The organism is Micromonospora sp. NPDC048905, assembly GCF_040649655.1.
In the GTDB taxonomy this organism is placed as follows: domain Bacteria; phylum Actinomycetota; class Actinomycetes; order Mycobacteriales; family Micromonosporaceae; genus Micromonospora.
Map to the genome: position 1 here is coordinate 414,713 of NZ_JBEZFV010000003.1, position 24,744 is coordinate 439,456.

Sequence of the window (24,744 nt, forward strand, 5' to 3'; positions counted from 1 at the left end):
TGGGGACGCCGCCGCGCAGTTGTTCACCGGGGGCCGGCGGTCGACGGAAGGACGCTTTCGTGCCCAGGACCAGGCTCGACCCGCGGCTCGGTCGCCGCACCCTGCTCACTCTGCTCGCCGCCGTCGCCCTGGTGCTCGGCGGTGCCGCCGTGCCGGCGTACGCCGAGCCCGGTGAGGGCGGCAGCAAGAAGCTGCAGGATGCGTTGGAGCTGACCGCCAAGGGGCACATCGAGGCCAAGGCCAAGCTCGACAACTCCAAGCGCCGCCAGACGGCGTTGACCGGCGAGTTGACGGCGATCGAGGGTCGCATGGGTGGGCTCACCGCCCAGGTCGGCGAGGTCGCCGCTCAGTCCTACCGGATCGGTCGGCTCGGGCCGGCGTCGATGCTGCTCAACACCGCCACGCCGCAGGCGTTCCTGGAGCGCGCCAGCGATCTCGACCTGATGGCCCAGCGGGACAGCAAGCGGCTGCGTGATCTCGTCGCAGCCCGGCAGCAGGCGCACGAGGCCAAGGTCGCCATCGACGCCGAGGTCCGCGAGCAGCAGAAGCAGCTCGCCGTGATGGCGAAGAAGAAGAAGGAGGCCGAGGCGGCGCTCGCCGAGGTCAGCTCGGGCAGCAGCAACGGTTTCAGCGGGGGCAGTTCCGCCTCCGCGAAGCCCGCGCCGCGTAACTCCGACGGATCCTGGCCGTCGGAGTCCTGCTCCGTGAAGGACCCGACCACCTCCGGCTGCATCACCCCGCGCACCCTCAACGCGCTCAAGCAGACCCAGGCGGCCGGCTACAAGCGGCACGTCTCCTGTAAGCGCAGCGGTGGCGGCGGGGAGCACCCGAAGGGGCGGGCCTGCGACTTCGCCGCGGCCACCAACGGCTTCGAGGACCGCAACGCGACAGGTGGCGACAAGGCGTACGGCGACAGCCTGGCCGCCTGGCACGTGCGCAACGCCGACCGACTGGGCGTGCTCTACGTGATCTGGTACCGGCAGATCTGGCATCCCGGCACCGGGTGGCGTTCGTACAGCGGCAGCGGCAGTCCCGCCGCGTCCCACACGAACCACGTTCATCTATCGCTGTACTGACCCTGGGCCCCAGCTTCACTGCGTACCATCGCGACGATGAGTTCCCCACCGCCCGACGTCGCGGCCCCGCCGGCCGCCGCCGCCCCGTCCGTGCCGGTCACCGGCCGGGCGCTGCCCAACGGCCTGGCCGCCTTCCTGGTCTTCTTCTCCAGCGGCGCCGTGCTGGTGCTGGAGACCGTCGCGCTGCGCCTGGTCGGCCCGTACGTCGGGGTGACCCTCCAGGTGACCAGCTCGGTGATCGGTGTCGCGCTGGCCGCGATCGCCTACGGGGCGTGGACCGGCGGCTGGCTGGCCGACCGGCGCAACCCGCGCGGCCTGCTGGCCCCGGCGCTCGTGCTGGCTGGCATCGCCACCGCCGTCACCCTGCCCGTCGTCCGGTACGCCGGAGAGGTGCTGCGCGGTGGCGCGGCCAGCGGCATCCTGCTCCTGGTCTCGCTTGCCGTGTTCGTACCGGCCGCGCTGTTGGCCGCGGTCACCCCGTTGGTCGTGAAGCTTCAACTAGCCGACCTGCGTCGCACCGGCCAGGTGGTCGGTCGACTCTCCGGGATCGGCACCCTGGGCGGCATCACCGCGACCCTGCTCACCGGCTTCGTGCTGGTCGCCGCCCTGCGCAGCACGGTCATCCTGGTGACCCTGGCGATCGCGCTCGGGCTGGTCGGCATCGGCCTCGGCTGGTATCTGCGCCGACAGGAGCCCACCGAGCTGCCCGGTCCGGCCCGGACCCGGGCCGCGCTGGCCGTGCTCGGCCTGGTCGGGGCGGGCCTCGCCACCGTGGCACCGAACCCGTGCGACATCGAGACGGCGTACCACTGCGCCCGGGTCACCACCGACCCGAACCGGCCCACCGGCCGGACGCTGCTGCTCAACTCGGCCCACCACTCGTACGTGGACCTCGCCGACCCGAAACACCTGGAGTACGCGTACACGAAGTGGATCGGAGCCGTCGCCGACGTCGCCGCGCCGGCCGGTCAGCGGCTGGACGCGTTGCACCTGGGCGGCGGCGGGTTCACCGTGCCGCGCTACCTGACCGCCACCCGGCCGGGCACCGACAACGTGGTGTTCGAGATCGACGGTGGGCTGGTCGAGTTGGGCGAGCAGGAGCTGGGCGTACGGACCGGGCCGGAGCTGCGGGCGGTGGTGGGCGACGCCCGGATGCTCGTCGGCGACGAGCCGACGGACAGCCGTGACCTGGTGGTCGGTGACGCGTTCGGTCACCTGGTGGTGCCCTGGCACCTGGCCACCCGGGAGATGGCGGCCGAGGTCCGGCGGGTCACCCGCCCCGGCGGCGTGTACGTGCAGAACGTGATCGACTACCCGCCACTGCGGTTCATCCGCGCCGAGCTGGCCACGGTGGCCGCCGAGTTCCGGCACGTCGCGTTGATCGCGCCGCCGGAGGCGCTCGCCGAGGAGCAGGGTTCCAACTTCCTCATCGTCGGCTCCGACGCGCCACTGCCGCTGGAGGCCGTGCGGGCGCGACTGGCCGAGGTGGACCCGAAGGTCAGCCTGCTCTCCGGCACCGAGCTGACGGACTTCGTCGGCGGGGCGCTGGTGTTGACCGACGACTACGCCCCGGTGGACCAACTGCTGGCCACCGCCTGATCGAGTGACAACTCTGACCGATTCCGACACTCCAGGTGTAGGACGTTTGATCCTGGGCAACAACGGTCACCATGGGTAGTGGGGACCGAAACGGCGCGCAGCTCCTCGATGAGCGGTACCGACTGATCGAGCAGCTCGGCGCGGGCGGGATGTCCGTGGTGTGGCGTGGCTACGACGAGGTGCTCGGCCGTCAGGTCGCGGTGAAGGTGCTGGCCTCCAGGCTGGCCAGCGACCGCGCGTTCCGCCACCGGATCCGGATCGAGGCGCAGGCCGCCGCACGCCTCTGCCACCCCAACATCACCAACGTGTACGACTACGGCGAGTCCGAGCAGGTCGGTCTGACCGTGCCGTACGTGGTGATGGAGCTGGTCGACGGCGCCTCGCTGGCCAGCCGGCTGGGCCGGGAGACCCAACTGCCCTGGCGCGAGGCGGTCACGATCGGCGCGGAGGTCAGCTCGGCGCTGACCACCGCGCACGCCCGCGGCGTGGTGCACCGCGACGTCACCCCGGGCAACGTCATGCTCACGTCGACCGGGGTCAAGGTGGTCGACTTCGGCATCTCCGCGCTCGTGGGGGAGAGCGAGAAGGGGCCGGACGGCGCGCTGCTGGGCACTCCCGCGTACCTCGCCCCGGAACGGCTGGACAACGGCCAGGTGTCCCCGGCCACCGACGTGTACGCCGTCGGGCTGCTGCTCTACCGGATGCTCACCGGGCGGCTGCCGTGGCGCGCCACCACGACCACCCAGATGTTGCGCGCACACATGTACAACGAACCGGAACCGATGCCCGCCGTCGAGGGGCTGCCCGACGAGGTGACCGAGCTGGTGGGGCGCTGCCTGGCGAAGCGGCCCGCCGACCGACCGGCCACCGCCGAGGTGACCCGGATCCTCGCCGACGCGGCCGGCATGCTCGCGGCGGTGCCGGTCTCCCCGGCCGGCGGACCCCTGGACCCGGCCCTGCTGGGCGCTGCGCGTACCACGATCCTGCCCTGGTCGGCGGCGACCGACGCGTTGCCGCTGTCGCGTACCCGCAATCGGGACCGGCGAGTCCGGCAGCGGGTGACCCGGCGGCGGCGGGTGGAGGCCGGGGTGGCCGCCGTCGGGCTGATCGCGGTCACCGGGGCGATGTGGGGCTTCACCTCACGCAGTCCGGCAAGCGGTGAGGGACGGCCGACAACCGAGGCCCGGATGGGTCTGCCGGCGAAGGTGCCGTGCGAGGTGGCGTACGCGCTGCGCACGGACTCCGGCACCGACTTCGCCGCGGACCTGACGCTCACCAACACCGGCGACCGGGAGCTGCGGGACTGGGCGATGAGCTTCAGCTTCCCCGGTCAGCAGACGGTGACGAAGTCGGAACCCGCACCCGCGTACCAGCAGGGAAGCACCGTGCTGGTCCGGCCGGCGGAGCACCGCAACACGTTGGCGCCCGGTGCCGCCGAGAAGCTCACCCTCACCGGGACGTACAGCGGGGCGAACCCGCTGCCTGTCGAGTTCCGACTCGGCGAGGTGGCCTGCGGGGTGCGCGTCTCCGGGGTCGCCGGCAGTGCCCCGTCCACGGCCCCGCCGAGCCAGGCGGCCACCCCGACGGAGACCCTGCCCAAGGCCCCGCCGAAGGCGGCGACGGCTGGCGGCGGCCCGGGTGGCCCCGCTGCGGGCAGCGGAGCGACGAAGGCCAAGCCTGAGAAGCCGGGCAAGGGCAAGGGGCCGGGTGGTGGTCCGGGAAAAGCGGGGAAGTGACAAAGGGCAAGGGGAAGGGGCACGGCGGTAAGAAGTGACGGTCAGCGTCGTCCCGCGAACCGTTGCACCTGGTCGATGCCACCCTCCACCACCAGCACCCCACCCTGGGCCAGCGCCGTGTCGTCCGAGGCGTACCGGAAACGCTCGCCGGGTGCCTTCGCGCCGATCACCCGGACCCCGGATCGTTCCTCCGGACGCAGGTCGAGCAGGGTGCGCCCGACGAGCGACTCCGGCACCCGGACGGTGGCGATCGCGAAGTCGTCGTCGAACTCGATGAAGTCGAGCAGCCGGCTGACGATCAGGTGCGCCACCCGGTCGCCGGTCTCCGCCTCCGGGAAGATCACGTGGTGCGCGCCCACCGACGACAGGATCTTGGCGTGTTTCTGCGAGGTGGCCCGTGCCCAGATCTGCGGCACACCCAACTCGACCAACGCCAGCACGGTGAGGACGCTCGCCTCCACCGACGCCCCGATGGCCACCACCGCCCGGCCGAAGCTGGTGACGCCGAGCTGCCGCAGCGCCCCATCCTCGGTCGCGTCGGCCTGGACCACCCGGTCGAGCTGGTCCGAGAAGCGCTGCACCTGGTCCGGGTTACGGTCGACGGCCAGCACCTCGCGGTCCATCCGGGTGAGCGACGCGGCCAGGTGGCAGCCGAACCGACCCAACCCGATCACCACGATGCCGCCGCCGTCCGATCGTCTCGCCGACACCTCGACCCTCCTCGCTCCTAGCCGACAATTGGTTGTTCCTGCGGATAGCGGTAGAGCTTGCGCCTGGTGTTCAGGGCGATCGCCGACCCGAGGGTGAGCGGCCCGACCCGGCCGATGAACATCAGCACGGTCAGCACCAGTTGACCGCTGGCCGGCAGCTCGCTGGCGAGACCGACGGTGAGCCCGGTGGTGCTGAACGCCGAGGTGACCTCGAACAGGGCGGCGACGAACCGCACGCCCTCGGTGAGCAGCAGCAGGAGCATGGTCCCGGCCGTGACCAGCGCGACGCTGAGCAGGGCCACGGTCACCGCCTGCCGCTGGCTCGCGGTGGCCACCCGGCGGTGCCCGACCGTCACGTCGGGCTCGCCGCGCAACTCCGCCCAGATGGTGAACGCGAGCAGGAAGAACGTGGACACCTTGATGCCGCCGGCCGTGCTGGCGCTGCCGCCACCGATGAACATCAGCACGATCAGCAGCGGATAGCTCTCCTCTTGGAGATCGGCGATGTTCAGCACGTTGAAACCGCCGGTGCGGCTCAGCGCGATCTGGGTGAACGACGCGAGCACCTTGCCTCCGGCGTCGTACGAGCCGATGGTGCTGGCGTTTGTCCACTCGGCGGCGAGCAGGCCGACGAAACCGAGCAGCAGCAGGGCGATGCTGCCCCAGATGGTCAGCTTGGTGGCCACCGCCCAGCCCGCCGGCTTGCGCCACTCTCGAACGGCCTCGAACAGGGCGGGAAACCCCAGCCCGCCGACGATGGCCCCGAACGCCAACGGCAGTGACACCCACGGATCACGGTCGAAGGCCAGCAGGCCCTCGGTGTAGAGCGCGAAGCCGCCGTTGTTGAACGCCTGGACGGCGTGGAACACGCCCGACCAGAGCGCCCGCCCGGGCGGGTAGTCGTACGACCACCAGAGCCGGCCGGCGACCAGAGCGGTCAGCACGGCCTCGCAGGCAAAGACGGTGATCGCGATCCGGCGTAGCAGCCGGCCCACGTCACCGATGCCGAACTCCGCCGTCTCAGCCTGCACCAGCAGCCGGTTGCGCAGGCCGAGCTGGCGCGAGACCACCAGGATGACGAGCGCCGCCGCGGTGAGGATGCCGAGACCGCCGAGCTGGGTGAGCAGGGTGATCACCAGCAGTCCCCAACCGGACCAGTAGTTGGGGGTGTCGGTGACCGCCATGCCGGTGACGGACACGGCCGAGGTGGCGGTGAAGAGCGCCGTGACCAGCGGCGGACGCTGGTGATCGATGGTCGCCCACCGTGCCATGAGCAGCCCGGCACCGAGCAGGATCGGCACCAGGAAGGCGAACGGCACCAGCCGCACGGGGTTGCGGAAGAACCGGCGCACCAGACAATCTTCCTTTTCCGCCCGTCGCCTGGCGGGGGAACGCGCATTCCGGAGATTCACCTTCCGGCCAGCCATCGACCAACTGCCGGTCAACGCGGGGCGATCTGCTGAAGCGGCTTTCCCCCGATGACAGGAGCCGCGATGCGACGTACCCTTCCGACCCTCGGCCTGGCCGGCGTGCTGCTCGCCGCCGCCGTGGCCGTGCCGACCATGGCCGAGGCCGGCACGGCGACCGACGCGGACCGCTCCCGAGCGAACGACCGGCCGATCGTGATCGCTCACCGGGGCGCCAGCGGCTACCGGCCTGAGCACACGGTGGAGGCCTACCGGTTGGCGATCCGGATGGGCGCCGACTACATCGAGCCGGACCTGGTCTCCACCTCCGACGGGGTGCTTGTCGCCCGGCACGAGAACGAGATCTCCGGCACCACCGACGTGTCGACGCACCCGGAGTTCGCGGCCCGTAAGGCGACGAAGACCATCGACGGTGTCGCGGTGACCGGCTGGTTCACCGAGGACTTCACCCTCGCCGAGCTGAAGACGCTGCGAGCCAAGGAGCGGCTGCCGCAGGTCCGCGTGGCGAACACCGCGTTCGACGGCCGCTTCGAGGTGCCCACCCTCCAGGAGGTCATCGACCTGGCCCGGACCGAGGGGCGGGCACGGGGCCGCACCATCGGGATCTACCCGGAGACCAAGCACCCCACCTACTTCGCCTCGATCGGCCGGCCGCTGGAGGAGCCGCTGCTGCGGGTGCTGCGGCAGAACAAGCTGGACCGGAAGAACTCGCCGGTCTTCATCCAGTCGTTCGAGACGGCCAACCTGCGCCGCCTGAGCAAGCTGACCGACGTCAAGCTGGTCCAACTGCTCGACGCGACCGGCCGCCCGTACGACTTCACCGCCGCCGGCGACACCCGCAGCTACCAGGACCTGGCCACGCCGGCCGGGCTGAAGTGGATCGCCGGGTACGCCGACGGCATCGGCGCGAACAAGAACCTGATCGTGCCCCGCGACGCCACCGGCGCCCTGCTCGCCCCCACCAACGTGGTGCGCGACGCGCACCGGGAGCGGTTGCTCGTGCACTCCTGGACGTTCCGGGCGGAGAACCAGTTCCTCCCGGTCGACTTCCGGATCGGCACCGACCCGAACGGGCGCGGCGACATCACGGCCGAGTACGAACTCTTCCTCGGCCTGGGCCTGGACGGCGTCTTCAGCGACCACCCCGACACCGCCGTCGCCGCCCGCGCCGGCCTCTGACCCATTCGAACGTCGGCCCGTAGCTGATCCGCTCCGAGCTGACCACCGGGCCGATCACGCCCGGCCCATCTGCTGGCCCGTCGTCCGCCACCCGGACGACGGGCCAGCGGCACGTCCAGGCCACCGCTCGCAAGATCGCGTTCTGTCGAGGGTTGGCGCAGGGCGATGTCCGCTTCTGACGGTTTCACTTCGCAAGATCGTGCTCGATCCGGGATCGAGTGGGGTCGCCGCGTCGATATGCCACTACATCCAGGATCGAGCACGACCATGAGGGGATGGGCCGGGCCTGAGGCGGCAACTTCCCCGAGGTTGCTGTCTCAGAGCCGATCGAGGCAGCAACCTCGGGGAGGTTGCGCAGATCTTGGCCGCTGGGCTTGGCGGGTGGGGTTGGTTTGGGCTACTCAGTGCGTACGGCATCAGGTTTTCTGTGACAGCTTGCTCCGCGGTCGTCGGCGGTGTCCGCGCCCGGCCGACCACGACGGGCCCTGCGGTTGACCGGGCGGGGCGGGTGGCGCGAGGCGACACATCCGCCGGGTGGTCCGTAGGGGTTTGGGCCATCGGGAGGGAAGGGCTCCCGAGTGGCGGTGCGGCCCGTTGTAACCCCCGGCCACCTCATTCCTGTTACTTGTGTGTTTCCGCCACATAGCTCGTGGGTGACGTCACTTCTAGCGTGAGCCGACAACACAGCATCCTGTCCTCACCCTGGAGTCGCGATGACGGTCCGGCACACGCGGCGGGCGTTCCTCTCCGCCGCCACGATGATGGCTGCGGCACTGGCCGCCACGGCCTGTGGTAGCCCGCAGGACACCGCCACCGGCGGCGGCGACAACGCCGCGCCGGTCAAGGTCGGTCTGGTGTACTCCCAGTCGGGAGCCCTGGCCAGCTACGGAAAGCAGTACATCGAGGGGTTCAAGGCGGGGTTGGACTTCGCCACGAAGGGCACCGGCAAGGTCGGTGACCGGAAGATCGAGCTGACCGAGGTCGACGACGCGGGTGACCCGGCCAAGGCTGTCTCCGCCGCGAAGGACCTGATCGGCAAGGGCACGAAGATCATTGCTGGTTCCACCGCCTCCGGCGTGGCGCTTCAGGTCGCGCCGATCGCGGCGCAGAACAAGGTCCTGTTCATCTCCGGCCCGGCCGCCACCGACGCGGTGACGGGCGCGAACAAGTACACGTTCCGTTCCGGGCGGCAGTCCTACCAGGACGTGGTGACCGCCAAGTCGTTCATCGGCGACCCGACCGGCAAGAAGGTCGTGGTCTTCGCCCAGGACGGCGCGTTCGGCGACGCCAACGAGGCAGCCGTCAAGGCCGTCATCGGCGGCGCGGGCGCCACCGTGAGCAGCGTCCGGGCGCCGGCCAGCGCCACCGAGTTCACGCCGTTCGCCAGCCAGATCAAGGCGGCCAAGCCGGACCTGCTCTTCGTGGCCTGGGCCGGCACCACCGCCCCGGCGATGTGGCAGAGCCTCGACCAGCAGGGCGTGCTCTCGTCCACCACTGTCGTCACCGGCCTGGACATCCGCTCGTCCTGGCCCACCTTCGGCGCGGCCGGCACGAAGATCTCCTTCCTGTCGCACTACTTCGACGGTGCCAGCGACACCGAGGCCAGCAAGGCGCTGAAGGCCAAGGTCAGCACCATCGACCTGTTCCACCCGGACGGCTTCGCCGCCGCCCAGATGGTGGTCCGCGCGGTGCAGGAGGGTGGGGACGACGTCGACAAGATGGTCACCGCCCTGGAGGACTGGAGCTTCGACGGGGTCAAGGGCAAGATGACCATCCGGGCCGCCGACCACGCGCTGCTCCAGCCGATGTTCCAGGCCAAGCTGACCGGCAGCGGCACCGCGTTCACGGCGACCGCGCAGAAGAGCCTCACCGGTGACGAGACCGCGCCGCCGGCCGTGGCCATGAAGGGCTGAGTCATGCTCGCCACCCGCGGTCTGACCTGGCGGATCGGTGAGGTCGCCATCGTCGACAGCGTCTACCTCGACCTCGCGCCCGGAGAGTTCCTGGGCGTGATCGGGCCGAACGGCGCCGGCAAGACCTCACTGTTCAACCTGATCACCGGCCTGCGCCGGGCCACGGAGGGCCGGGTCGTCCTGGACGGGCAGGACATCGGGGAGCTCCCGCCGCACCGGCGGGCACGCCTCGGGCTGGGCCGTACCTTCCAGGCGTCCTCGGTCTTCGGCTCGCTCAGCGTGCGGGAGAACGTCCGGCTCGCCGTGCAGGCGCACCGCGGGGGCTCGATGGCACTGTGGCGGCGGGCGGCGGCCGACCGGGAGGTCGCCGCCGCCGCCGACACGGCACTCGACCGGGTCGGCCTCGCCCACCGGGGTACGGCCCTCGCCGGCACCCTGGCCCACGGCGAGAAGCGCAAGTTGGAGATCGCCCTGCTGCTCGCCGGCGAACCGCGGGTGATGCTGCTGGACGAGCCGATGGCCGGGGTCAGCGCCGAGGACGTACCCGAGTTGGTGGCCGTGATCAAGTCGTTGACCGGCGACAGCGGCCGGGCGGTGCTGATGGTCGAGCACCACATGGACGTCATCCTGGAACTGGCCGACCGGATCGCCGTCATGCACCACGGCGCGCTGCTGGCCTGCGACACCCCGGAGACGGTGATGGCCAACCCCACGGTGCAAGAGGCCTACCTGGGGGAGTCGCTCTGATGGAACCAGTTCTCACGGTGGAGGACCTGTCGGTCCGGATCTCCGGGCTGCACATCCTCCAGGGGGTGTCGTTCACGGTCGCGCCGACCGGGGTGACCGTCCTGCTCGGCCGCAACGGCGTCGGCAAGACCACCACGCTGCGCGCGATCGTCGGCCTCACCCCGCCCGCCGGCGAGGTCCGCGGGACCATCCGGATGGGCGCGCAGAGCCTGCTGGCCCGGCCCACCCACCGGCTGGTCCGCGGTGGGCTCGGCTACGTGCCCGAGGACCGCTGCGTGTTCGCCGGCCTCACCGTCGCGGAGAACCTGCGGCTCGCCGAACGGCGCGGCACCAGCCCGGCGTACGACAAGGTTTTCGCGCTCTTCCCGGAGCTGGACCGGCGCGGACGGCAACGGGCGGGTTCGCTCTCCGGCGGGCAGCAGCAGATGCTCGCGATCGGGCGGGTGCTGCTCAACGACAACCGGCTGCTGCTGGTCGACGAGCCGACCAAGGGGTTGGCGCCGAAGGTGGTGACCGAGGTGGCCGAGGTGTTGGAACGGGTCGCGGAGTCGGTCCCGGTGCTGCTCGTCGAGCAGAACCTGGCGGTGGTACGCCGGCTGGCCCGCGATGCGGTGGTGCTGGCCGCCGGCAAGGTGGCCTGGACCGGCGACGCCCACGAGTTGCTGTTGGAGACCGCGTTGACCAAGTCGTTGCTGGGTGTGGGCTCGGCGGAGGTGTCCCACTGATGGGGACCGTGATCCTGTTGACGTTGACCGGGCTCGGCCTGGCGGCGCTGTACTTCCTGGTCGCGTCCGGCCTGTCCCTGGTCTTCGGCCTGGCCGACGTGCTCAACTTCGCGCACGGGCTGTTCCTCGGCGTGGGCGCGTACGGCACCTGGTGGGCGGCCGGCAACCTGCCGGGCGCGGGCTCCGACGGGTTCGGCTTCGTGCTCGCGGTCGCCTTCGGGGTGGCCGCCGGCACGCTGGTGGCGATCCTGGTCGAGCTGGTGCTGATCCGCCCGCTCTACTCCCGCACCATCGAACAGGTGCTCGTCACCGTCGGCCTGTCCCTCGCCGGGGTGGCGTTGTTGCAGGCCACCTGGGGTGCGGACGCCCGGCCGTTCCCGCGTCCGGACTGGACCCGGCAGGTGACCGCGATCCTCGGCGCGCAGGTGCCCAACGGTGGCCTGCTGCTGATCATCGCGGCGGTGCTGGTGCTCGGCGCGATCCTGGCGTTCCTGCGCTGGACCCGGTACGGGCTGGTGATCCGGGCCGGCGTGGAGAACCGGGAGATGGTGACCGCGCTGGGCATCGACGTGCGCAAGGCGTTCACCCTGGTCTTCGCGATCGGTGGGGCGGCCGCCGCGCTCGCCGGGGCGCTCGGCGGGGTCTACTTCGGCACCGTCTCGCCCGGCCAGGGCAGCTCACTGCTGATCTTCGCGTTCATCGTGGTGGTGATCGGTGGGATGGGCTCGGTGGTCGGCTCCGCGTACGCGGCGGTCGTGGTCGGGCTGGTGCAGCAGTTCGTCAACTACTACGGCACGTCCGGGCTCGGCGACATCTGCGTGGTCGGGCTGCTGGCCGTGGTGCTGCTGCTGCGTCCGCAGGGCATCGCCGGAAAGGTGGCAACGGCATGACGGTGATCGACGCGCCTCCGGCGCAGGTGCCCGACGAGTTGACCCCGCAGCGGGGGCGGTGGCACCGGGTGCGCCCGTTCCTGCCGCTGGTCGCGGTGGTGGTGCTGGCGATCCTGCCGTACTCGACGATCTCCCTGCCGGGGATCTTCGAGGGGCCGGTCAACTCGCCCGGCACCCTGCAACTGCTCGCCATCTGCCTGATCTTCGGTGGCCTGGCGGCCGGTTACGACCTGCTCTTCGGCCGGACCGGCATGCTCTCCTTCGGGCACGCGCTGTACTTCGCCGCCGGCGTGTACGGCACCGACATCCTCATCACCCGGGCCGGTCTGCCGCTGTGGCAGGCGGCGTTGCTGACCATCACCGGCGGGACGGTCCTCGCCGCGTTGCTCGGCGCGGTGGCGCTGCGGACCGTGGGTATCGCGTTCGCCATGGTCACGCTGGCCTTCGCCCAGGTCGGCGCGATCCTGGTGGCCCGGGACTTCGGCGGGCTCACCGGCGGCGAGGAGGGCCTGCCGCTGGACGTGTCCGGGCTGCCCGCCGGGCTGGTCGGCGTGACCAACACCGTCAACCTGTACTGGCTGGCGCTCGCGTACCTGACGCTTGTGGTCTTCGTGGTGCACCGGGTGAGCGGGTCACCGACCGGTCGGGTGCTCGCCGGTCTGCGGGACGACGAGCGGCGGATCGGTGTGCTCGGGCTGGACCCGTACCGCTACAAGCTGGTGGCGTTCACCCTCGCCGGCGGGCTGGCGTCGGCGGGCGGGGTGGTCTACGTCCTGATCGTCGGCGGTGCCTCACCGCACATCACGTCCTCCGAGCTGACCCTGTCGCTGCTGGTCATGGTGGTGCTCGGCGGTCCGGGCACCCGCTGGGGGCCGGTGCTCGGCGGCGTCCTCTACATGTACCTGGACCACCGGCTCACCGCGTTCGGCACGAGCGACGCGGTGGACAACCTGCCGGCCGTCCTCAGCCGCCCGCTGAGCCAGCCGCTGTTCGTCCTGGGCACGGTCTTCATCCTGGCCGTCTACTTCTTCCCAGGAGGCCTGACCAGCCTGGCCCCCCGCCTAACCCACCTAACCCGCTCCCTCCGCCCCCCACGCTAACCCCACCCCCTCTGAGCCCGTCGATCATGGAGTTATCGCCACAACACGGCGGATGGCGATAACTTCATGATCGACGGGTTTCGGTGCAGGGGGAGGTTGGGGAGATGGACTCTCGGGTCGCTGTTGTCAGTGGGGGTGGGACCGGGATCGGGGCGGCCGTTGCCGGTTCGCTCGTTCGGGACGGGTACGACGTACTGATCGTCGGGCGGCGCGCGGACGTGTTGTCGGCCGCCGCCTCGCAGATCTCGGTCGACTGCGGGCGGCCGGACGCCGTGACACCCGTGACCGCGGACCTGACCGAGCCGGAGCAGCTCGACCGGGTGCTCGCGGCGGTCGGCGGTCGGCCGGTCGACGTGGTGGTCAACAACGCCGGCGGCTACCTGGGCGGGGACACCTCCACGTTGGAGGGGACCGCCGCGCACTGGCGGGCCAACCTGGACGCCAACGTGCTCACCGCCGTGCTGCTGACCGAGGCGCTGCGGCCGGTCCTGCGTCGGCCCGGCGGGCGGGTGATCCTGGTCAGCTCGATCGCCGCCCAGCGTGGCGGCGGTGGGGCGTACTCGGCCGCGAAGGCGGCCCTGCACGGTTGGGCGTACGACCTGGCGGCGAGGCTCGGCCCGGACCAGATCACGGTCAACGTGGTGAGCCCCGGTTATGTCGCGGAAACCGAGTTCTTCGGCGACCGGATGACCGCCGAGGGGCACGCGCAGCGGGTGGCGGCGACCCTGGTCGGGCGGGCCGGTCTGCCGGACGACATCGCCGAGGCCGCCCGCTATCTCGCGAGCCCGGCCGCCGGATACGTCACCGGCCAGGTCCTCGGCGTCAACGGGGGCTCGGTCCTCGGCCGCTGACCACACGAACACAGGAGGGCGGCGACCCCCGTGTGGTCGCCGTCCTCCTACGTGGTCGGTCAGCCGTTCAAGATCTCGTACGCCATCTTCGGCGCGATCGTCGCGGCGGCGCCGGCCGGCACGCTGATCTTCGGAGTGGTGCCGTAGTCGGCGTAGTTGACGACGTAGTCGTACGCCTTCGCCTTGCCGGCCGCCGGGATCTTCAGCGTCAGCGAGGACAGCCGCTTGTCCGCGCCGACGACAGCGGTGAACGGCACCGTCTTGCCCGCCTCGCCAAGCGCCGCCGCCTCACCCTCCTCCAACACCTCTGCGGCGTTACCGGTGCTGACGTCGATGACTCCGGCGTACTGCCCGGGGCTCTTCTCCTCCACCGAGGTGGCCGCCTGGATGAGCGGACCCACGTTGCCCTGGTCGACGCCGTCGTAGGCCGGAATGGTCTCGCTGTCGGCGAGCTTGGTGCGGTCCAGCTTCATCCACTTGTCCGGGAACTTCGGCAGGCCCGCCTGGCCGGTCAACTTGATCTTCATCCAGGCCTCCTCGGCAATGATCAGCACCGACATCTTGACGGTGATGCCATCCGCGCCGGGCGGAATCGTGGTGTTCAGCTCGACGCCCTTCGCGTCCGGGTCGACTCGTCCGGCGATCGTGCTGGACGCGTCCCTGCCACTGAACCGGAACGTCCCCTCGGCCCCGTCCGGGACGGCATCCAGGAGCACCTGCTTCGGGTCGGCGGTCGGGCTGGCGCTCGGGCTGCTCTGCGGCGCCGAGGTCGGTTCGCTCTTGGGTCCGCACCCGCCGAGCAGGGTGGTCGTGGCCAGCATGGCGGCGATCACGCCGACCGTGCGGCGGGTGGTGCTCGCGGTGCCCGTTGCCTGTGTCATCACATTCTCTTTCTCGCTGCGTGGCTGGTGCCGATGACCATGTTGTCGGCAGGCACGGCGGTGCGGCTGCCGATATGCTGCCGTCCGGCTGCCGGGCACTGCCGTCCGGCGCTGCCGGAGGTGTCAGGAGCGGGAATAGGCATGTCAGCAACGCTGCGTTTCGAGATCCTCGGGCTTCAGCGGGCCTGGTACGCCGACCGCGAGATCGACCTCGGCCCCGGCAAACAGCGTGCTGTGCTGACCGTGCTGCTGCTCTCCGCAGGCCGTCCGGTGTCCACCGGGCAGATCGTCGAGGCGGTCTGGCCGGAGGATCCGCCCGCGAACGGCCCCAACGTGGTGCAGAAGTACGTCGCCGGGTTGCGCCGGGTGTTGGAGCCGGAGCGGTCGCCGCGTACGCCGGGCCAGGTGTTGAGCCTGACCGATGCCGGGTACCTGCTCCGCGTCGATCCGGACGCGGTCGACGCGGTCCGTTTCCAGCGGGGGATCCACCGCGCCCGGCAGCGACGGGCCGAGGGTCGTGCCGCTGAGGCGTTGACCGAACTGGCCTCCGCCTTGGCGCTCTGGCAGGGCGAGCCGTTCACCGGCTTCACCGGGCCGTTCCTGGAGGCGGCCCGGCAACGGTTGATCGAACTGCGGGCCGTGGCGTTGGAGACCCGGGCCGACCTGATGCTGGACCTCGGCCGGCACCGGGAGATGGTCGGGGAACTGGTGGAGTTGGTGGCCGAGTTCCCGGTCCGGGAACGACCGCGGCACCAACTCATGCTGGCGCTCTATCGCGGTGGGCGGCAGGCGGAGGCGCTCGCGGCCTACCGGGAGTTCGGCGACCTCCTCCGAGAGGAGTACGGCATCGGGCCGGGCGAGGCGCTTCAGGCCCTGCACCGGCGCATCCTCTGCTCCGACCCGACCCTCACCGTGGCGAAGCCGTCGAGCGAGCCGGAACCACCCCGACCCACGCCGGCTCCCAGCCCTCGACAACCAGCCGACCCGCCCGCGCCGGCGGCACCGTCACCGACGCCCGTGCCGGCCGCGCCAACGCCGCCCGTACCAACGCCGCCCGTGCCGCCCGTACCAACGCCGCCCGTGCCGCCCGTACCAACGCCGGCCGCTCCGCCCCTGCCGCCGCCGACCGCGCAGCCCAGCCCGCCCGGGTCGCCGGCTGTCGCGTTCACCCCACCGCCCGTTCCGTTTCCGGTCGCGGTGCCCCCGGACGGGCATCCGTCCCGGAACACCCGGGGGCAGTCGGCGCCGAGCTGGCTGAGTGTCAGCGTGACGATCGTCGGCACGCTGACCGCGGTGTTCTCCTTCGGTCTGCTCACCTGGCTGGTGGTCCTGCTCTACGCCACTTGGCGGCGAAGCTGGCGCAACGGACTCATCGGTGTGGGTTATCTGTCGCTGACCGCCACGATCATCGCGATATTCGGCAACAGCGACTCGGAGGAGATGAGCGACACCGAAGGTCTCCTGGTCGTGGCCTGGTTGCTCGTCTGGCTGATCGGGGTCGTGCACACGATTCTGCTCAACGGCGCGCTCTGGTCGGCCCTCACCAATCGGATCGCGGGGTCGCCTCCGCCGGTGGTCGACGACCGTCGGGTCCGCCGTGAGCAGGCCCGCTACCTGCTCCACCACTATCCGGCGGCGCGGCAGGAGCTGCACATCGGTCGGCCCGACCTGTACCGCACCTTCGACGACGGCGGCCTGGTGGACGTCAACGCGGTCGGCGAGCCGACGATCGCCGAGCTGCCCGGGATCACCGCCGGGCAGGCACGGCAGGTGGTGATGGACCGTTGGCTCCGTGGGCCGTTCGGCTCGATGGAGGACCTGGCCGGCCGGTGCCTCCTCCCGCCGGTGCTCACCGATTCCCTGCGCGAGCTGCTCATCTTCCTGCCCCCGCCGCCGGTGCCCGCCCCGCCCGCGCCCACACCCGGCCGGGTCGAGTGAGGCGACCCGCACAGGGCGCGACGGGCAGGGACGTCTCCCGTTGCTGGTAGAAATGCCGGATGGGCGACGAGCGGGCGGCGGTACGGGAACGGGCCGAGGCGGTGCTGCGTCGGCTGGCCGGCGACCACGCCCGGCTGCGCGAAGATCAGTGGCGGGCGATCGAAGCGCTGGTCGTCGACCGGCGGCGGGTGCTCTGTGTGCAGCGCACCGGTTGGGGCAAGTCGGCTGTCTACTTCGTGGCCACCGCCCTGCTGCGGGAGGGCGGCGAGCACGGCCCGACGGTCATCGTGTCGCCGCTTCTGGCGTTGATGCGCAACCAGGTCGAGGCGGCCGCCCGGGCCGGCATCCGGGCCCGCACGATCAACTCGGCGAACCTCGACGAGTGGGACGAGATCACCGCGGAGATCCAGACCGGTGCGGTGGACGTGCTGCTGATCAGCCCGGAGCGGCTCAACAATCCGGACTTCCGCGACGGCGTGCTGCCCAAGCTGGCCGCGACCACCGGGCTGCTGGTGGTCGACGAGGCGCACTGCGTCTCCGACTGGGGGCACGACTTCCGCCCCGACTACCGGCGGCTGCGCACGTTCCTTGCCGAGCTGCCCGAGCGCACGCCCGTGCTGGCCACCACCGCCACCGCCAACACCCGGGTCACCCAGGACGTGGCGGAGCAGTTGGGTGACGCCCTCGTCCTGCGCGGCACCCTGGACCGCGAGTCGCTGCGCCTCGGTGTGCTCGACCTGCCCAGCCCGGCGCACCGGTTGGCCTGGCTCGCCGACCACCTGGACCAGCTGCCCGGCTCGGGCATCGTGTACACGCTGACCGTGGCGGCAGCGGGGGAGACGGCCGAGTTCCTGCGCTCCCGCGGCTACCCGGTGTCCTCGTACACGGGGCAGGTCGAGGACGCCGACCGGCGAGCCGCCGAGCAGGACCTGCTCGACAACAAGATCAAGGCGTTGGTCGCCACCAGCGCGCTCGGCATGGGCTTCGACAAACCCGACCTGGGCTTCGTCGTCCACCTCGGCGCACCCCCCTCACCGATCGCGTACTACCAGCAGGTCGGCCGCGCCGGCCGCGCCGTGGAGCACGCCGAGGTGCTGCTGCTGCCCGGCGTCGAGGACGCGGCCATCTGGCGCTACTTCGCCTCGCTGGCGTTCCCTCCGGAGCAGCAGGTGCGTGCCGTGCTGGCCGCGCTGCACACCGACCGCCCGCTCAGCACCCAGGCCCTCGAACCCCTCGTCGACCTGCGCCGGACCCGCCTGGAACTGATGCTCAAGGTGCTCGACGTGGACGGCGCGGTCCGCCGGGTGCGCGGTGGTTGGCTCGCCACCGGAGAGCCCTGGGTCTACGACGAGGCCCGGTTGCGCCGCGTCGCCGAGGCACGCACCGTCGAGCAACAGGCCATGCGGGAGTACGCGACCACGCCCGACTGCCGGATGCGGTATCTACGGGAGTGCCTGGACGACGCCGGGGCGGCCGACTGCGGGCGGTGCGACAGGTGCGCCGACCCGATCTTCGTCGCCGACGTGTCGACGGCCGCGCTCGCCGCCGCGCAGACGTTCCTGGGCCGACCTGGCGTGGAGATCGCCCCCAAGAAGCTCTGGCCGACCGGCTTGGACGCGGTGGGCGTACCCCTCAAGGGCCGGATCGCCCCCGCGGAGCAGGCGCTGCCGGGGCGGGCCGTCGGGCGCCTCTCCGACCTGGGCTGGGGCGGCCGGCTGCGCGACCTCGTCGGCCCGGAGGCGCCGGACGCGCCGGTGCCCGACGACGTCGTCGCGGCCGTGGTGGAGGTGTTGAAGGCGTGGGCGCACGGCGACGACCCGTGGCCGCGCCGGCCGGTGGGTGTGGTCGCGGTGGGTTCCCGGCGACGACCCCGGCTGGTCGGCTCGTTGGCCGAACGGATCGCCGCCGTGGGCCGGTTGCCGCTGCTCGGCGAGGTCACCCCGGCCGGTCCGGGTGGGCCGGCCGGTCCGCGCGGCAACAGCGCCCAACGGGTGCGCGCGCTGCACGACACGTTCACCGTGCCGGTCGACCTGGCCGACGCCGTGGCCGGCCTGGACGGCCCGGTGCTGCTCGTCGACGACCTGGTCGACTCGGGCTGGACGATGACCCTGGTGGCTCGGGCACTGCGCCGGGCGGGCGCGCCCGACGTGCTCCCGCTCGCCCTCGCCGTGGCCGGCTGACCTGCCGCGACCCGGGTGGACCGCCGCGCGCACGTCGGTGCCGGATAGTTCCCGGGCGGCGGCGAATGCGACGGTCGCCACGCCGTCCGGGCGTCGGACCGGGGTGGTCCGTCGCGGCGGTACGGTGGGCGGCATGACCGACCAGCGCCCCGCCGCCGTGCCGGTGGTGCCTGACCAGGTCCCCGACGCGGTGGTGATCTCTGACCGGGTCCCCGATCCGGCGCTGGTCTCTGACCGGGTCTCCGATTCGGCGGCGGTGTCTGACCCGGTCTCCGCCGCACCGGATCGGAGCACACTCCGGCTGGCGTTGGTGGTCGGCGGGTTGGTGCTGGCGGTGCTGCTCGGCTTCGGCCTCGGCCGGGTGAACGCCACGGGGACCACCGGCAGCCCGTCGTTGGCCGCCGAGCACACCGACCCGCCGGGCGTCGCGCCGCACAACCACGGCTCCGCCACGACCACCGATCAGGGCGCGCCCACCGAGCCGGGCGGGCTGGCGGTCAGCGCGGCCGGGTTCACCCTGGCCCCCCTGGTCACCGAGTTCGCGGCGGGTCGCCCCGGTCAGCTCCGCTTCCAGGTACGCGACGCGCAGCGCCGGCCGGTCACCCGGTTCGCCATCGTGCACGACAAGCCGCTGCACCTCATCGTCGTCCGGCGGGACCTGACCGGTTACCAGCACCTGCATCCGACCATGGCAGCGGATGGCACCTGGTCGGTGCCGTTGACCCTCGCGCAGCCCGGCGTCTGGCGCGCGTACGCCGACTTCACCGTGGTCGCCGACAACGGCGCGCAGACCGCGGTGACCCTCGGCGCCGACCTGGTCGTGCCCGGCGACTACCGGCCTCGGTCGCTGCCCGCCCCGGCCACCTCGACGACGGTGGACGGGTTCACCGTCGGCTACCTGGGGACTCCGCAGGCCGGTGCGACGGTGCCGGTGACCTTCCGGATCGACGGCGCCGGCGGTGCCGCCCCGCTGGAGCGGTACCTCGGGGCGTACGGGCACCTGGTGGCGTTGCGCGAGGGCGACCTCGGCTACCTGCACGTGCACCCGGAGCCGGAACTGGTGGACGGCCAGGTCAAGTTCTGGTTGACCACTCCCGGTCCAGGCCGCTACCGCCTCTACCTGGACTTCCAGGTAGACGCCGAGGTCAAAACCGCCGAATTCACCCTAACCGTCCCCTAGGCCCGCCCCCGCGCCCGCACCCCCACCATCCTCAACGGCCTGAGCGCGGCGGGAGCGGGGCGCGGGCGTGGGGTGGGTTAGCCGGCTCGGCGGATTGGGCGGCGGGCCAGGTAGCGCAGCAGGTCGCGGATGTGGTGTTTCTCCTCGGCGGGGACCGTCGGGTCGGCCAGCCGGTCGAGGATGGCCCGGACGTCGGCCTCGACCGGGCCGTCGTCGTGGCGTCGGCGGGGAGTGGGGCCGGCGTCGGGCAGGCCGAGCGCCCGGAACGCGGCGGCAACCGGCAGGTCCAGTGCGGCACAGAAGCCGCGCACCTTGGCCAGTTCGGGGTAGTCCTGCCAGTCACCGGCCAGCCAGCGGAACACGGTGGAGCGACCCACACCGGTGTGCGCGGCAAGATCGGTCACGGTCCAGCCACGGTCGTCGCGGGCGTCGTCGATGGCGCGCCGAACGAAGCGGGCGAAGGCCATTTGCGGTGTTACGTCGGCTGATCCCATCCCTGCGTGTCTTCCCCCCTACCGGAGCACCGGGACGATGCGCCTTCCGAGGGTAGTACGCCCGGGGCGCGAAACAATTGACTGAGCGCACAAACTGTCCCGTGGATGAGACTTTTCTCTGGAAGCGTGTGTGCAGAATGAAAATTGCATCGAGCGATCACTGTCGTTCTTCCATTAGGCTCGGTGCCCGCCCCGGCATGGCGTCTGAACGCCAGCCATGTTCGACCAGACCACCGCCGAGGAGCACCATGGCCGAATCGAGCCGCCCCCAGCCGTACCAGCCCGGTGCGGTCAGCCTCTTCTTCGTCGCCAAGGCTGGCGTCTTCGCCGCCGGGTTCTGGATCTGGCTGCTGGTCCTGGTGCTCCGCGCCGACTCGGCGACCGGCCAACACGTGCTGGCGGCTACCGGCGCGATCACCACCACGCTCGTCGGCGTGGTGCTGGGTGCCCGGATGGCGTTGCAACACAACGCCGCCATCCGGCACGCGGAGATGAAGAAGCTGCTTGTCGACATCTCCTGGAACGCCTTCGCGGCAGCCGGCAACGCCGAGAGCACGGGCAAGGTGGTGCCGTTCCCCACCGCCCCGGCCGACGGCGGATGGGCCGGTCAGCGGAGCGGTGGCGAGCGGGTGACGGTCCTCGACCGTGGTGCCGGCGAGCGCACCGGTGGCCGGGATCGCGGCAACGGCGAACGGCGTCGTTAGGGCGTGTCGACTACGTCGCCGGCTGCCCGTCGGCCGGCTGTCCGTCGGCGGCCAGCAGGGTCTCCAGCCGGGGTGTGACCCGCCACTGGTCCACCAGCTCGCGGTACTCCTCGCGCTGCGGTCCGGTCGCCTCGGCGCCGGTGCGTCGGGCGCGGATCAGCAGGTTGCGGGGCGTGTGCTGGGAGTCCACGAACTCCACCACCTCGGTCCGGTAGCCGTGCACCCGCAGCAGCCCGGCCCGCAGCGCGTCGGTGAGCACGTCGGCCAAGCGCTCCCGCAGGATGCCCTGCCGGGTCAGCAGCTCGTATGGGGTCGGAGCCGGATGGGCGCGGAGCTGCTTGGCCAGGTCGTGGTGACAGCACGGTGCGGCCAGCACCCAGCGGGCCTCCCAGCGCACCGCACGGGCCAGCGCCTCGTCGGTGGCGGTGTCGCAGGCGTGCAGCGCCAGCACCAGGTCGGGGGCGGGGTCGACGACGGCGTCGGCGATCGTGCCAGCCACGAAGCTGATCCGGTCGGCCCAGCCCAACCGCTGGGCCAGCTCGGTGTTGCGCCGCCGCTGGTCCTCCCGGACGTCCACGCCGACCAACTGCACGTCGAGCCCACGAGTCGTCAGGTAGCGGTACGCGGCGAAGGTCAGGTAGGCGTTGCCGCAGCCCAGGTCGACCACCCGGAGCGGACCGGTCAGGTCGTCGGGCAGGGTCGCCGCCAGCGCGCGCAGGAACGCGTCCACCTGGCGGCGCTTGGCCGCCGAGCCGCCGATCTCGGCGAAGATCGGGTCCCCGGGGTCGAGCAGGTACTCCTTCGCCCGATCGTTGCCGTTCGGCGCGGCTGCCGGGCGGGACGCCGCGGCCCGGTGCACCTGCGCCTCACCGGACTTGGTCACCCGTAGTTGCAGCGTCGCCGCGGTCGTCTCCACGTGCCAGTTGCCGAACGGCTCGGCCAGCAGTTCGTCGACCGCCGCAGCGGCGTCCGGGCCGGCGGCGAGGTTGCGGGTGTACGGGCGAGCGCCGTCGGACGTGGTGATCTGCATTCGCGGCCCGGCCTTGAGCGCTACCGGCCGCAGTTCCGCCCGCTCGACGGTGGGGCGGCGCCCGCGGCGGCGTCCGGCGGCAACCGCCCGGGTCAGCGCGGGGTCGAGCAGCAAGGCTCGGACCTCGGTCAGGGCGGCTTCCAGTGATTCCGGCATCGTTCCATTCCCGGCAGGTGGGGTGGGAGAAGGGAACATCCCCCGCACCGCGCGAGGCGGTGCGGGGGATGTCAGGTGTTGCTGGTGGTCAGTCGGCTGTCGCTTCGGCCGGCGTACCCGCATCGGAACCGCCACCACGGCGGCGTCGACGGCGGCGCGGCTTCGACGCCTCGCCGTCGGACGCGGCGACCGGCTCGGTGGGGCCGGCGTCGGCGGTGATCACCGCGGTCGGCTCGCCCGCGACCGCCTCGCCGGCCCGGCGGCGACGCCGACGGCGGGGGGTACGGGTGCCTTCCTCGCCCGCGTCGCCGACGGGCACGTCGGCGACGGGGGCCTCGGCGACGGCCGGCGTGCCGGCGTCGGAGCGGTCCCGACGACCGTCACCCCGACCACGGCGCTCGCCACGGCCCTCGCCACGGCTCTCGCCGCGTCGGGGGCTCCGGCCGCCGCCACTGTCGCCCCGGCGGGAGCGGGTCGTGCCACCCAGATCCTCTTCGATCTCGGCGGACAGCCCGGCCCGGGTGCGCTCGGCCGTCGGCAGGGTGCCGCTGACCTCGGTCGGGATGTGCAGGTCGGTGTAGAGGTGCGGCGACGTGTGGTACGTCTCCGGCGGCTCCGGCATCTCCAGACCGAGGGTCTTGTCGATGATCCGCCAGCGCGGCATGTCGTCCCAGTCGACGAAGGTCACCGCGACGCCCGTCGCGCCGGCCCGGCCGGTACGACCGATCCGGTGGGTGTAGGTGTCCTGGTCTTCCGGGCAGTCGTAGTTGATGACGTGGGTGACGCCTGTGACGTCCAGCCCGCGGGCCGCCACGTCGGTGGCGACCAGGATGTCGATCTTGCCGGCCCGGAAGGCGCGCAGTGCCCGCTCGCGAGCACCCTGGCCGAGGTCACCGTGCACCGCCGCGACCGCGAACCCGCGGAAGTCGAGGTCCTCGGCGACCCGGTCGGCGGCCCGCTTGGTACGCGTGAAGATCATGGTCAGCCCACGCCCCTCCGCCTGGAGGATGCGCGCCACCACCTCGACCTTGTTCATCGAGTGGGTGCGGTAGACCAGCTGCTGGGTCTGCGGCGACGGACCGGTCTCGGCGGTGTGCCCGGCGTGGATCGTCATCGGCTGGCGCAGGAAACGCCGCGACAGGGTGACGATCGGGTCCGGCATGGTGGCCGAGAAGAGCATCGTCTGGCGGTCTTCCGGGAGCATCGCCAGGATCTTCTCGACGTCGTCGAGGAAGCCCAGGTCGAGCATCCGGTCGGCCTCGTCGAGGACGAGCGCGTGCACCCGGTCCAGTCGGAGGTGCTTCTGCTTCTGCAGGTCCATCAGCCGGCCGGGGGTGCCGACCAGGATCTCGACGCCCTTGCGCAGCGCGTCGATCTGCGGCTCGTACGCCACGCCGCCGTAGATCGGCAGCACCCGGACGCCACGCGTCCGGCCGGCGGCGGCCAGGTCTTTGGCGACCTGGATGCCCAGCTCACGGGTGGGGACGACGACGAGCGCCTGGGGGACGCCGTCGCTGCCCTCGCCCGGGGCGAAGACCCGGTCCAGCAGCGGTACGCCGAAACCGAGGGTCTTGCCGGTGCCGGTGGGCGCCTGACCGATCAGGTCGACGCCGCGCAGCGCGATCGGGATCGCGTACTCCTGGATGGCGAAGGCGCGGGTGATGCCGGCCGAGGCCAGGGCCTCGACGGTCTCGGCGCGGGCGCCGAGGGCGGCGAACGTGGGGGCCTCCGGTCGAACCGGGGCGGTGGGGGCCAGTTCCTGGCCGTCCAGCAAATCTTGAGTCAGGTCGCTCATGTGGATGTGGGGGTGCCCTCTCGTGGGTGCGCCCGTCATGTCCTCAGGGCGCGTTCGGTATGACGCGGGCCACACGGTCGGCGGCAGATTGCCGAGCCGGACCGGGCCGCACGCGCGCCGCGGGCTGAACGTCGATCAGATCGGCGCCCACGGCAACTGCTCCATGCTACCTGAACAGGCATGGCTTCGTCCCGATTCCCGGTCGGGCAGGCGACACGCGGGGGCGATGATTGTGACCTGCGTCACGAGTGGGTCGGTTCGGCGTACCCCGCGCGAGTCACCGACACGCGTTCCGGGCCGGATGGGGGTCATGCGACGTCATCGAGAGAGGTGCGGCAAAACCCGAACAGAACGGACGACGGCCGGGCGCGGCACCCTGCGGAGGGTGCGCCGGCCGGGACCGCCGAGCACCGATGCCGGCCCGCGGCAGGTG

At 71.8% G+C, this 24,744-nt stretch carries 20 protein-coding genes; 14 read left to right on the top strand and 6 right to left on the bottom strand.

Features of this window, described 5'->3' with window-relative positions; genetic code table 11:
* The first annotated feature begins 59 nt into the window (after positions 1 to 59).
* The 3 genes from AB0C01_RS10155 (at position 60) to AB0C01_RS10165 (ending at position 4,411) form a co-directional block, all read left to right on the top strand.
* Entirely contained in the window at positions 60 to 1,076 is a 1,017-nt protein-coding gene (locus AB0C01_RS10155) for a hypothetical protein (RefSeq protein ID WP_357253939.1), read from the top strand.
* A gap of 36 nt (positions 1,077 to 1,112) precedes the next feature.
* On the top strand, positions 1,113 to 2,675 hold the full coding sequence (locus AB0C01_RS10160) for a fused MFS/spermidine synthase (protein WP_357253940.1): 1,563 nt from the start codon (positions 1,113 to 1,115) through the stop codon (positions 2,673 to 2,675).
* A 71-nt stretch (positions 2,676 to 2,746) separates the two neighbouring features.
* A complete protein-coding gene (locus AB0C01_RS10165; RefSeq protein ID WP_357570877.1) occupies positions 2,747 to 4,411 on the top strand; it encodes a serine/threonine-protein kinase in 1,665 nt (554 codons plus the stop codon).
* A 41-nt stretch (positions 4,412 to 4,452) separates the two neighbouring features.
* On the opposite strand, the gene AB0C01_RS10170 is transcribed toward AB0C01_RS10165, so the two are convergent.
* Both AB0C01_RS10170 and AB0C01_RS10175 read right to left on the bottom strand, forming a co-directional pair.
* Complete coding sequence (locus tag AB0C01_RS10170) at positions 4,453 to 5,121, bottom strand: TrkA family potassium uptake protein (protein WP_357253944.1); 669 nt, start codon at positions 5,119 to 5,121, stop codon at positions 4,453 to 4,455.
* Between the two features lie 17 nt (positions 5,122 to 5,138).
* Positions 5,139 to 6,473, bottom strand: a complete 1,335-nt coding sequence (locus AB0C01_RS10175) for a potassium transporter TrkG (RefSeq protein WP_357253946.1) — start codon at positions 6,471 to 6,473, stop codon at positions 5,139 to 5,141.
* A gap of 141 nt (positions 6,474 to 6,614) precedes the next feature.
* Between AB0C01_RS10175 and AB0C01_RS10180 the strand changes: the two genes are divergently transcribed.
* From AB0C01_RS10180 to AB0C01_RS10210, 7 genes are all read left to right on the top strand, one after another.
* Positions 6,615 to 7,727, top strand: a complete 1,113-nt coding sequence (locus AB0C01_RS10180; RefSeq protein WP_357253948.1) for a glycerophosphodiester phosphodiesterase — start codon at positions 6,615 to 6,617, stop codon at positions 7,725 to 7,727.
* 713 nt (positions 7,728 to 8,440) lie between these two features.
* Positions 8,441 to 9,640, top strand: coding sequence for a substrate-binding domain-containing protein (locus AB0C01_RS10185; protein WP_357570878.1), 1,200 nt, complete (start codon positions 8,441 to 8,443; stop codon positions 9,638 to 9,640).
* 3 nt (positions 9,641 to 9,643) lie between these two features.
* On the top strand, positions 9,644 to 10,387 hold the full coding sequence (locus AB0C01_RS10190) for an ABC transporter ATP-binding protein (protein WP_357253952.1): 744 nt from the start codon (positions 9,644 to 9,646) through the stop codon (positions 10,385 to 10,387).
* Entirely contained in the window at positions 10,387 to 11,112 is a 726-nt protein-coding gene (locus AB0C01_RS10195) for an ABC transporter ATP-binding protein (protein WP_357253954.1), read from the top strand. Before AB0C01_RS10190 ends, AB0C01_RS10195 begins: the two co-directional genes overlap by 1 nt.
* A complete protein-coding gene (locus tag AB0C01_RS10200; protein WP_357253956.1) occupies positions 11,112 to 12,002 on the top strand; it encodes a branched-chain amino acid ABC transporter permease in 891 nt (296 codons plus the stop codon). Before AB0C01_RS10195 ends, AB0C01_RS10200 begins: the two co-directional genes overlap by 1 nt.
* Positions 11,999 to 13,102, top strand: a complete 1,104-nt coding sequence (locus AB0C01_RS10205; protein ID WP_357570879.1) for a branched-chain amino acid ABC transporter permease — start codon at positions 11,999 to 12,001, stop codon at positions 13,100 to 13,102. Before AB0C01_RS10200 ends, AB0C01_RS10205 begins: the two co-directional genes overlap by 4 nt.
* A 104-nt stretch (positions 13,103 to 13,206) precedes the next feature.
* Complete coding sequence (locus AB0C01_RS10210) at positions 13,207 to 13,953, top strand: SDR family oxidoreductase (protein WP_357570880.1); 747 nt, start codon at positions 13,207 to 13,209, stop codon at positions 13,951 to 13,953.
* A gap of 59 nt (positions 13,954 to 14,012) precedes the next feature.
* On the opposite strand, the gene AB0C01_RS10215 is transcribed toward AB0C01_RS10210, so the two are convergent.
* Complete coding sequence (locus tag AB0C01_RS10215; protein WP_357253961.1) at positions 14,013 to 14,834, bottom strand: hypothetical protein; 822 nt, start codon at positions 14,832 to 14,834, stop codon at positions 14,013 to 14,015.
* A 141-nt stretch (positions 14,835 to 14,975) separates the two neighbouring features.
* On the opposite strand from AB0C01_RS10215, the gene AB0C01_RS10220 reads away from it, so the two are divergent.
* The 3 genes from AB0C01_RS10220 (at position 14,976) to AB0C01_RS10230 (ending at position 20,132) form a co-directional block, all read left to right on the top strand.
* Positions 14,976 to 16,772 (top strand): BTAD domain-containing putative transcriptional regulator, encoded by a 1,797-nt coding sequence (locus tag AB0C01_RS10220; protein WP_357570881.1) that lies wholly within the window; start codon positions 14,976 to 14,978, stop codon positions 16,770 to 16,772.
* A gap of 59 nt (positions 16,773 to 16,831) precedes the next feature.
* Positions 16,832 to 18,952 (top strand): RecQ family ATP-dependent DNA helicase, encoded by a 2,121-nt coding sequence (locus tag AB0C01_RS10225; protein WP_357253965.1) that lies wholly within the window; start codon positions 16,832 to 16,834, stop codon positions 18,950 to 18,952.
* Between the two features lie 133 nt (positions 18,953 to 19,085).
* Entirely contained in the window at positions 19,086 to 20,132 is a 1,047-nt protein-coding gene (locus tag AB0C01_RS10230; RefSeq protein ID WP_357570882.1) for a hypothetical protein, read from the top strand.
* A 77-nt stretch (positions 20,133 to 20,209) separates the two neighbouring features.
* Here AB0C01_RS10230 and AB0C01_RS10235 read toward each other — a convergent pair whose 3' ends face one another.
* Positions 20,210 to 20,626, bottom strand: coding sequence for a helix-turn-helix domain-containing protein (locus AB0C01_RS10235; protein ID WP_357253694.1), 417 nt, complete (start codon positions 20,624 to 20,626; stop codon positions 20,210 to 20,212).
* Positions 20,627 to 20,874: 248 nt separating this feature from the next.
* Here AB0C01_RS10235 and AB0C01_RS10240 point away from each other — a divergent pair, with 248 nt between their 5' ends.
* On the top strand, positions 20,875 to 21,330 hold the full coding sequence (locus AB0C01_RS10240) for a hypothetical protein (protein WP_357253691.1): 456 nt from the start codon (positions 20,875 to 20,877) through the stop codon (positions 21,328 to 21,330).
* A 10-nt stretch (positions 21,331 to 21,340) separates the two neighbouring features.
* Here AB0C01_RS10240 and AB0C01_RS10245 read toward each other — a convergent pair whose 3' ends face one another.
* Together AB0C01_RS10245 and AB0C01_RS10250 are read right to left on the bottom strand one after the other, a co-directional pair.
* Complete coding sequence (locus AB0C01_RS10245) at positions 21,341 to 22,516, bottom strand: SAM-dependent methyltransferase (RefSeq protein WP_357570883.1); 1,176 nt, start codon at positions 22,514 to 22,516, stop codon at positions 21,341 to 21,343.
* Between the two features lie 88 nt (positions 22,517 to 22,604).
* Positions 22,605 to 24,311 carry a DEAD/DEAH box helicase gene (locus AB0C01_RS10250; protein WP_357570884.1) on the bottom strand — a complete coding sequence of 569 codons (1,707 nt, stop codon included), beginning with the start codon at positions 24,309 to 24,311 and terminating at the stop codon, positions 22,605 to 22,607.
* Positions 24,312 to 24,744: the final 433 nt, after the last annotated feature.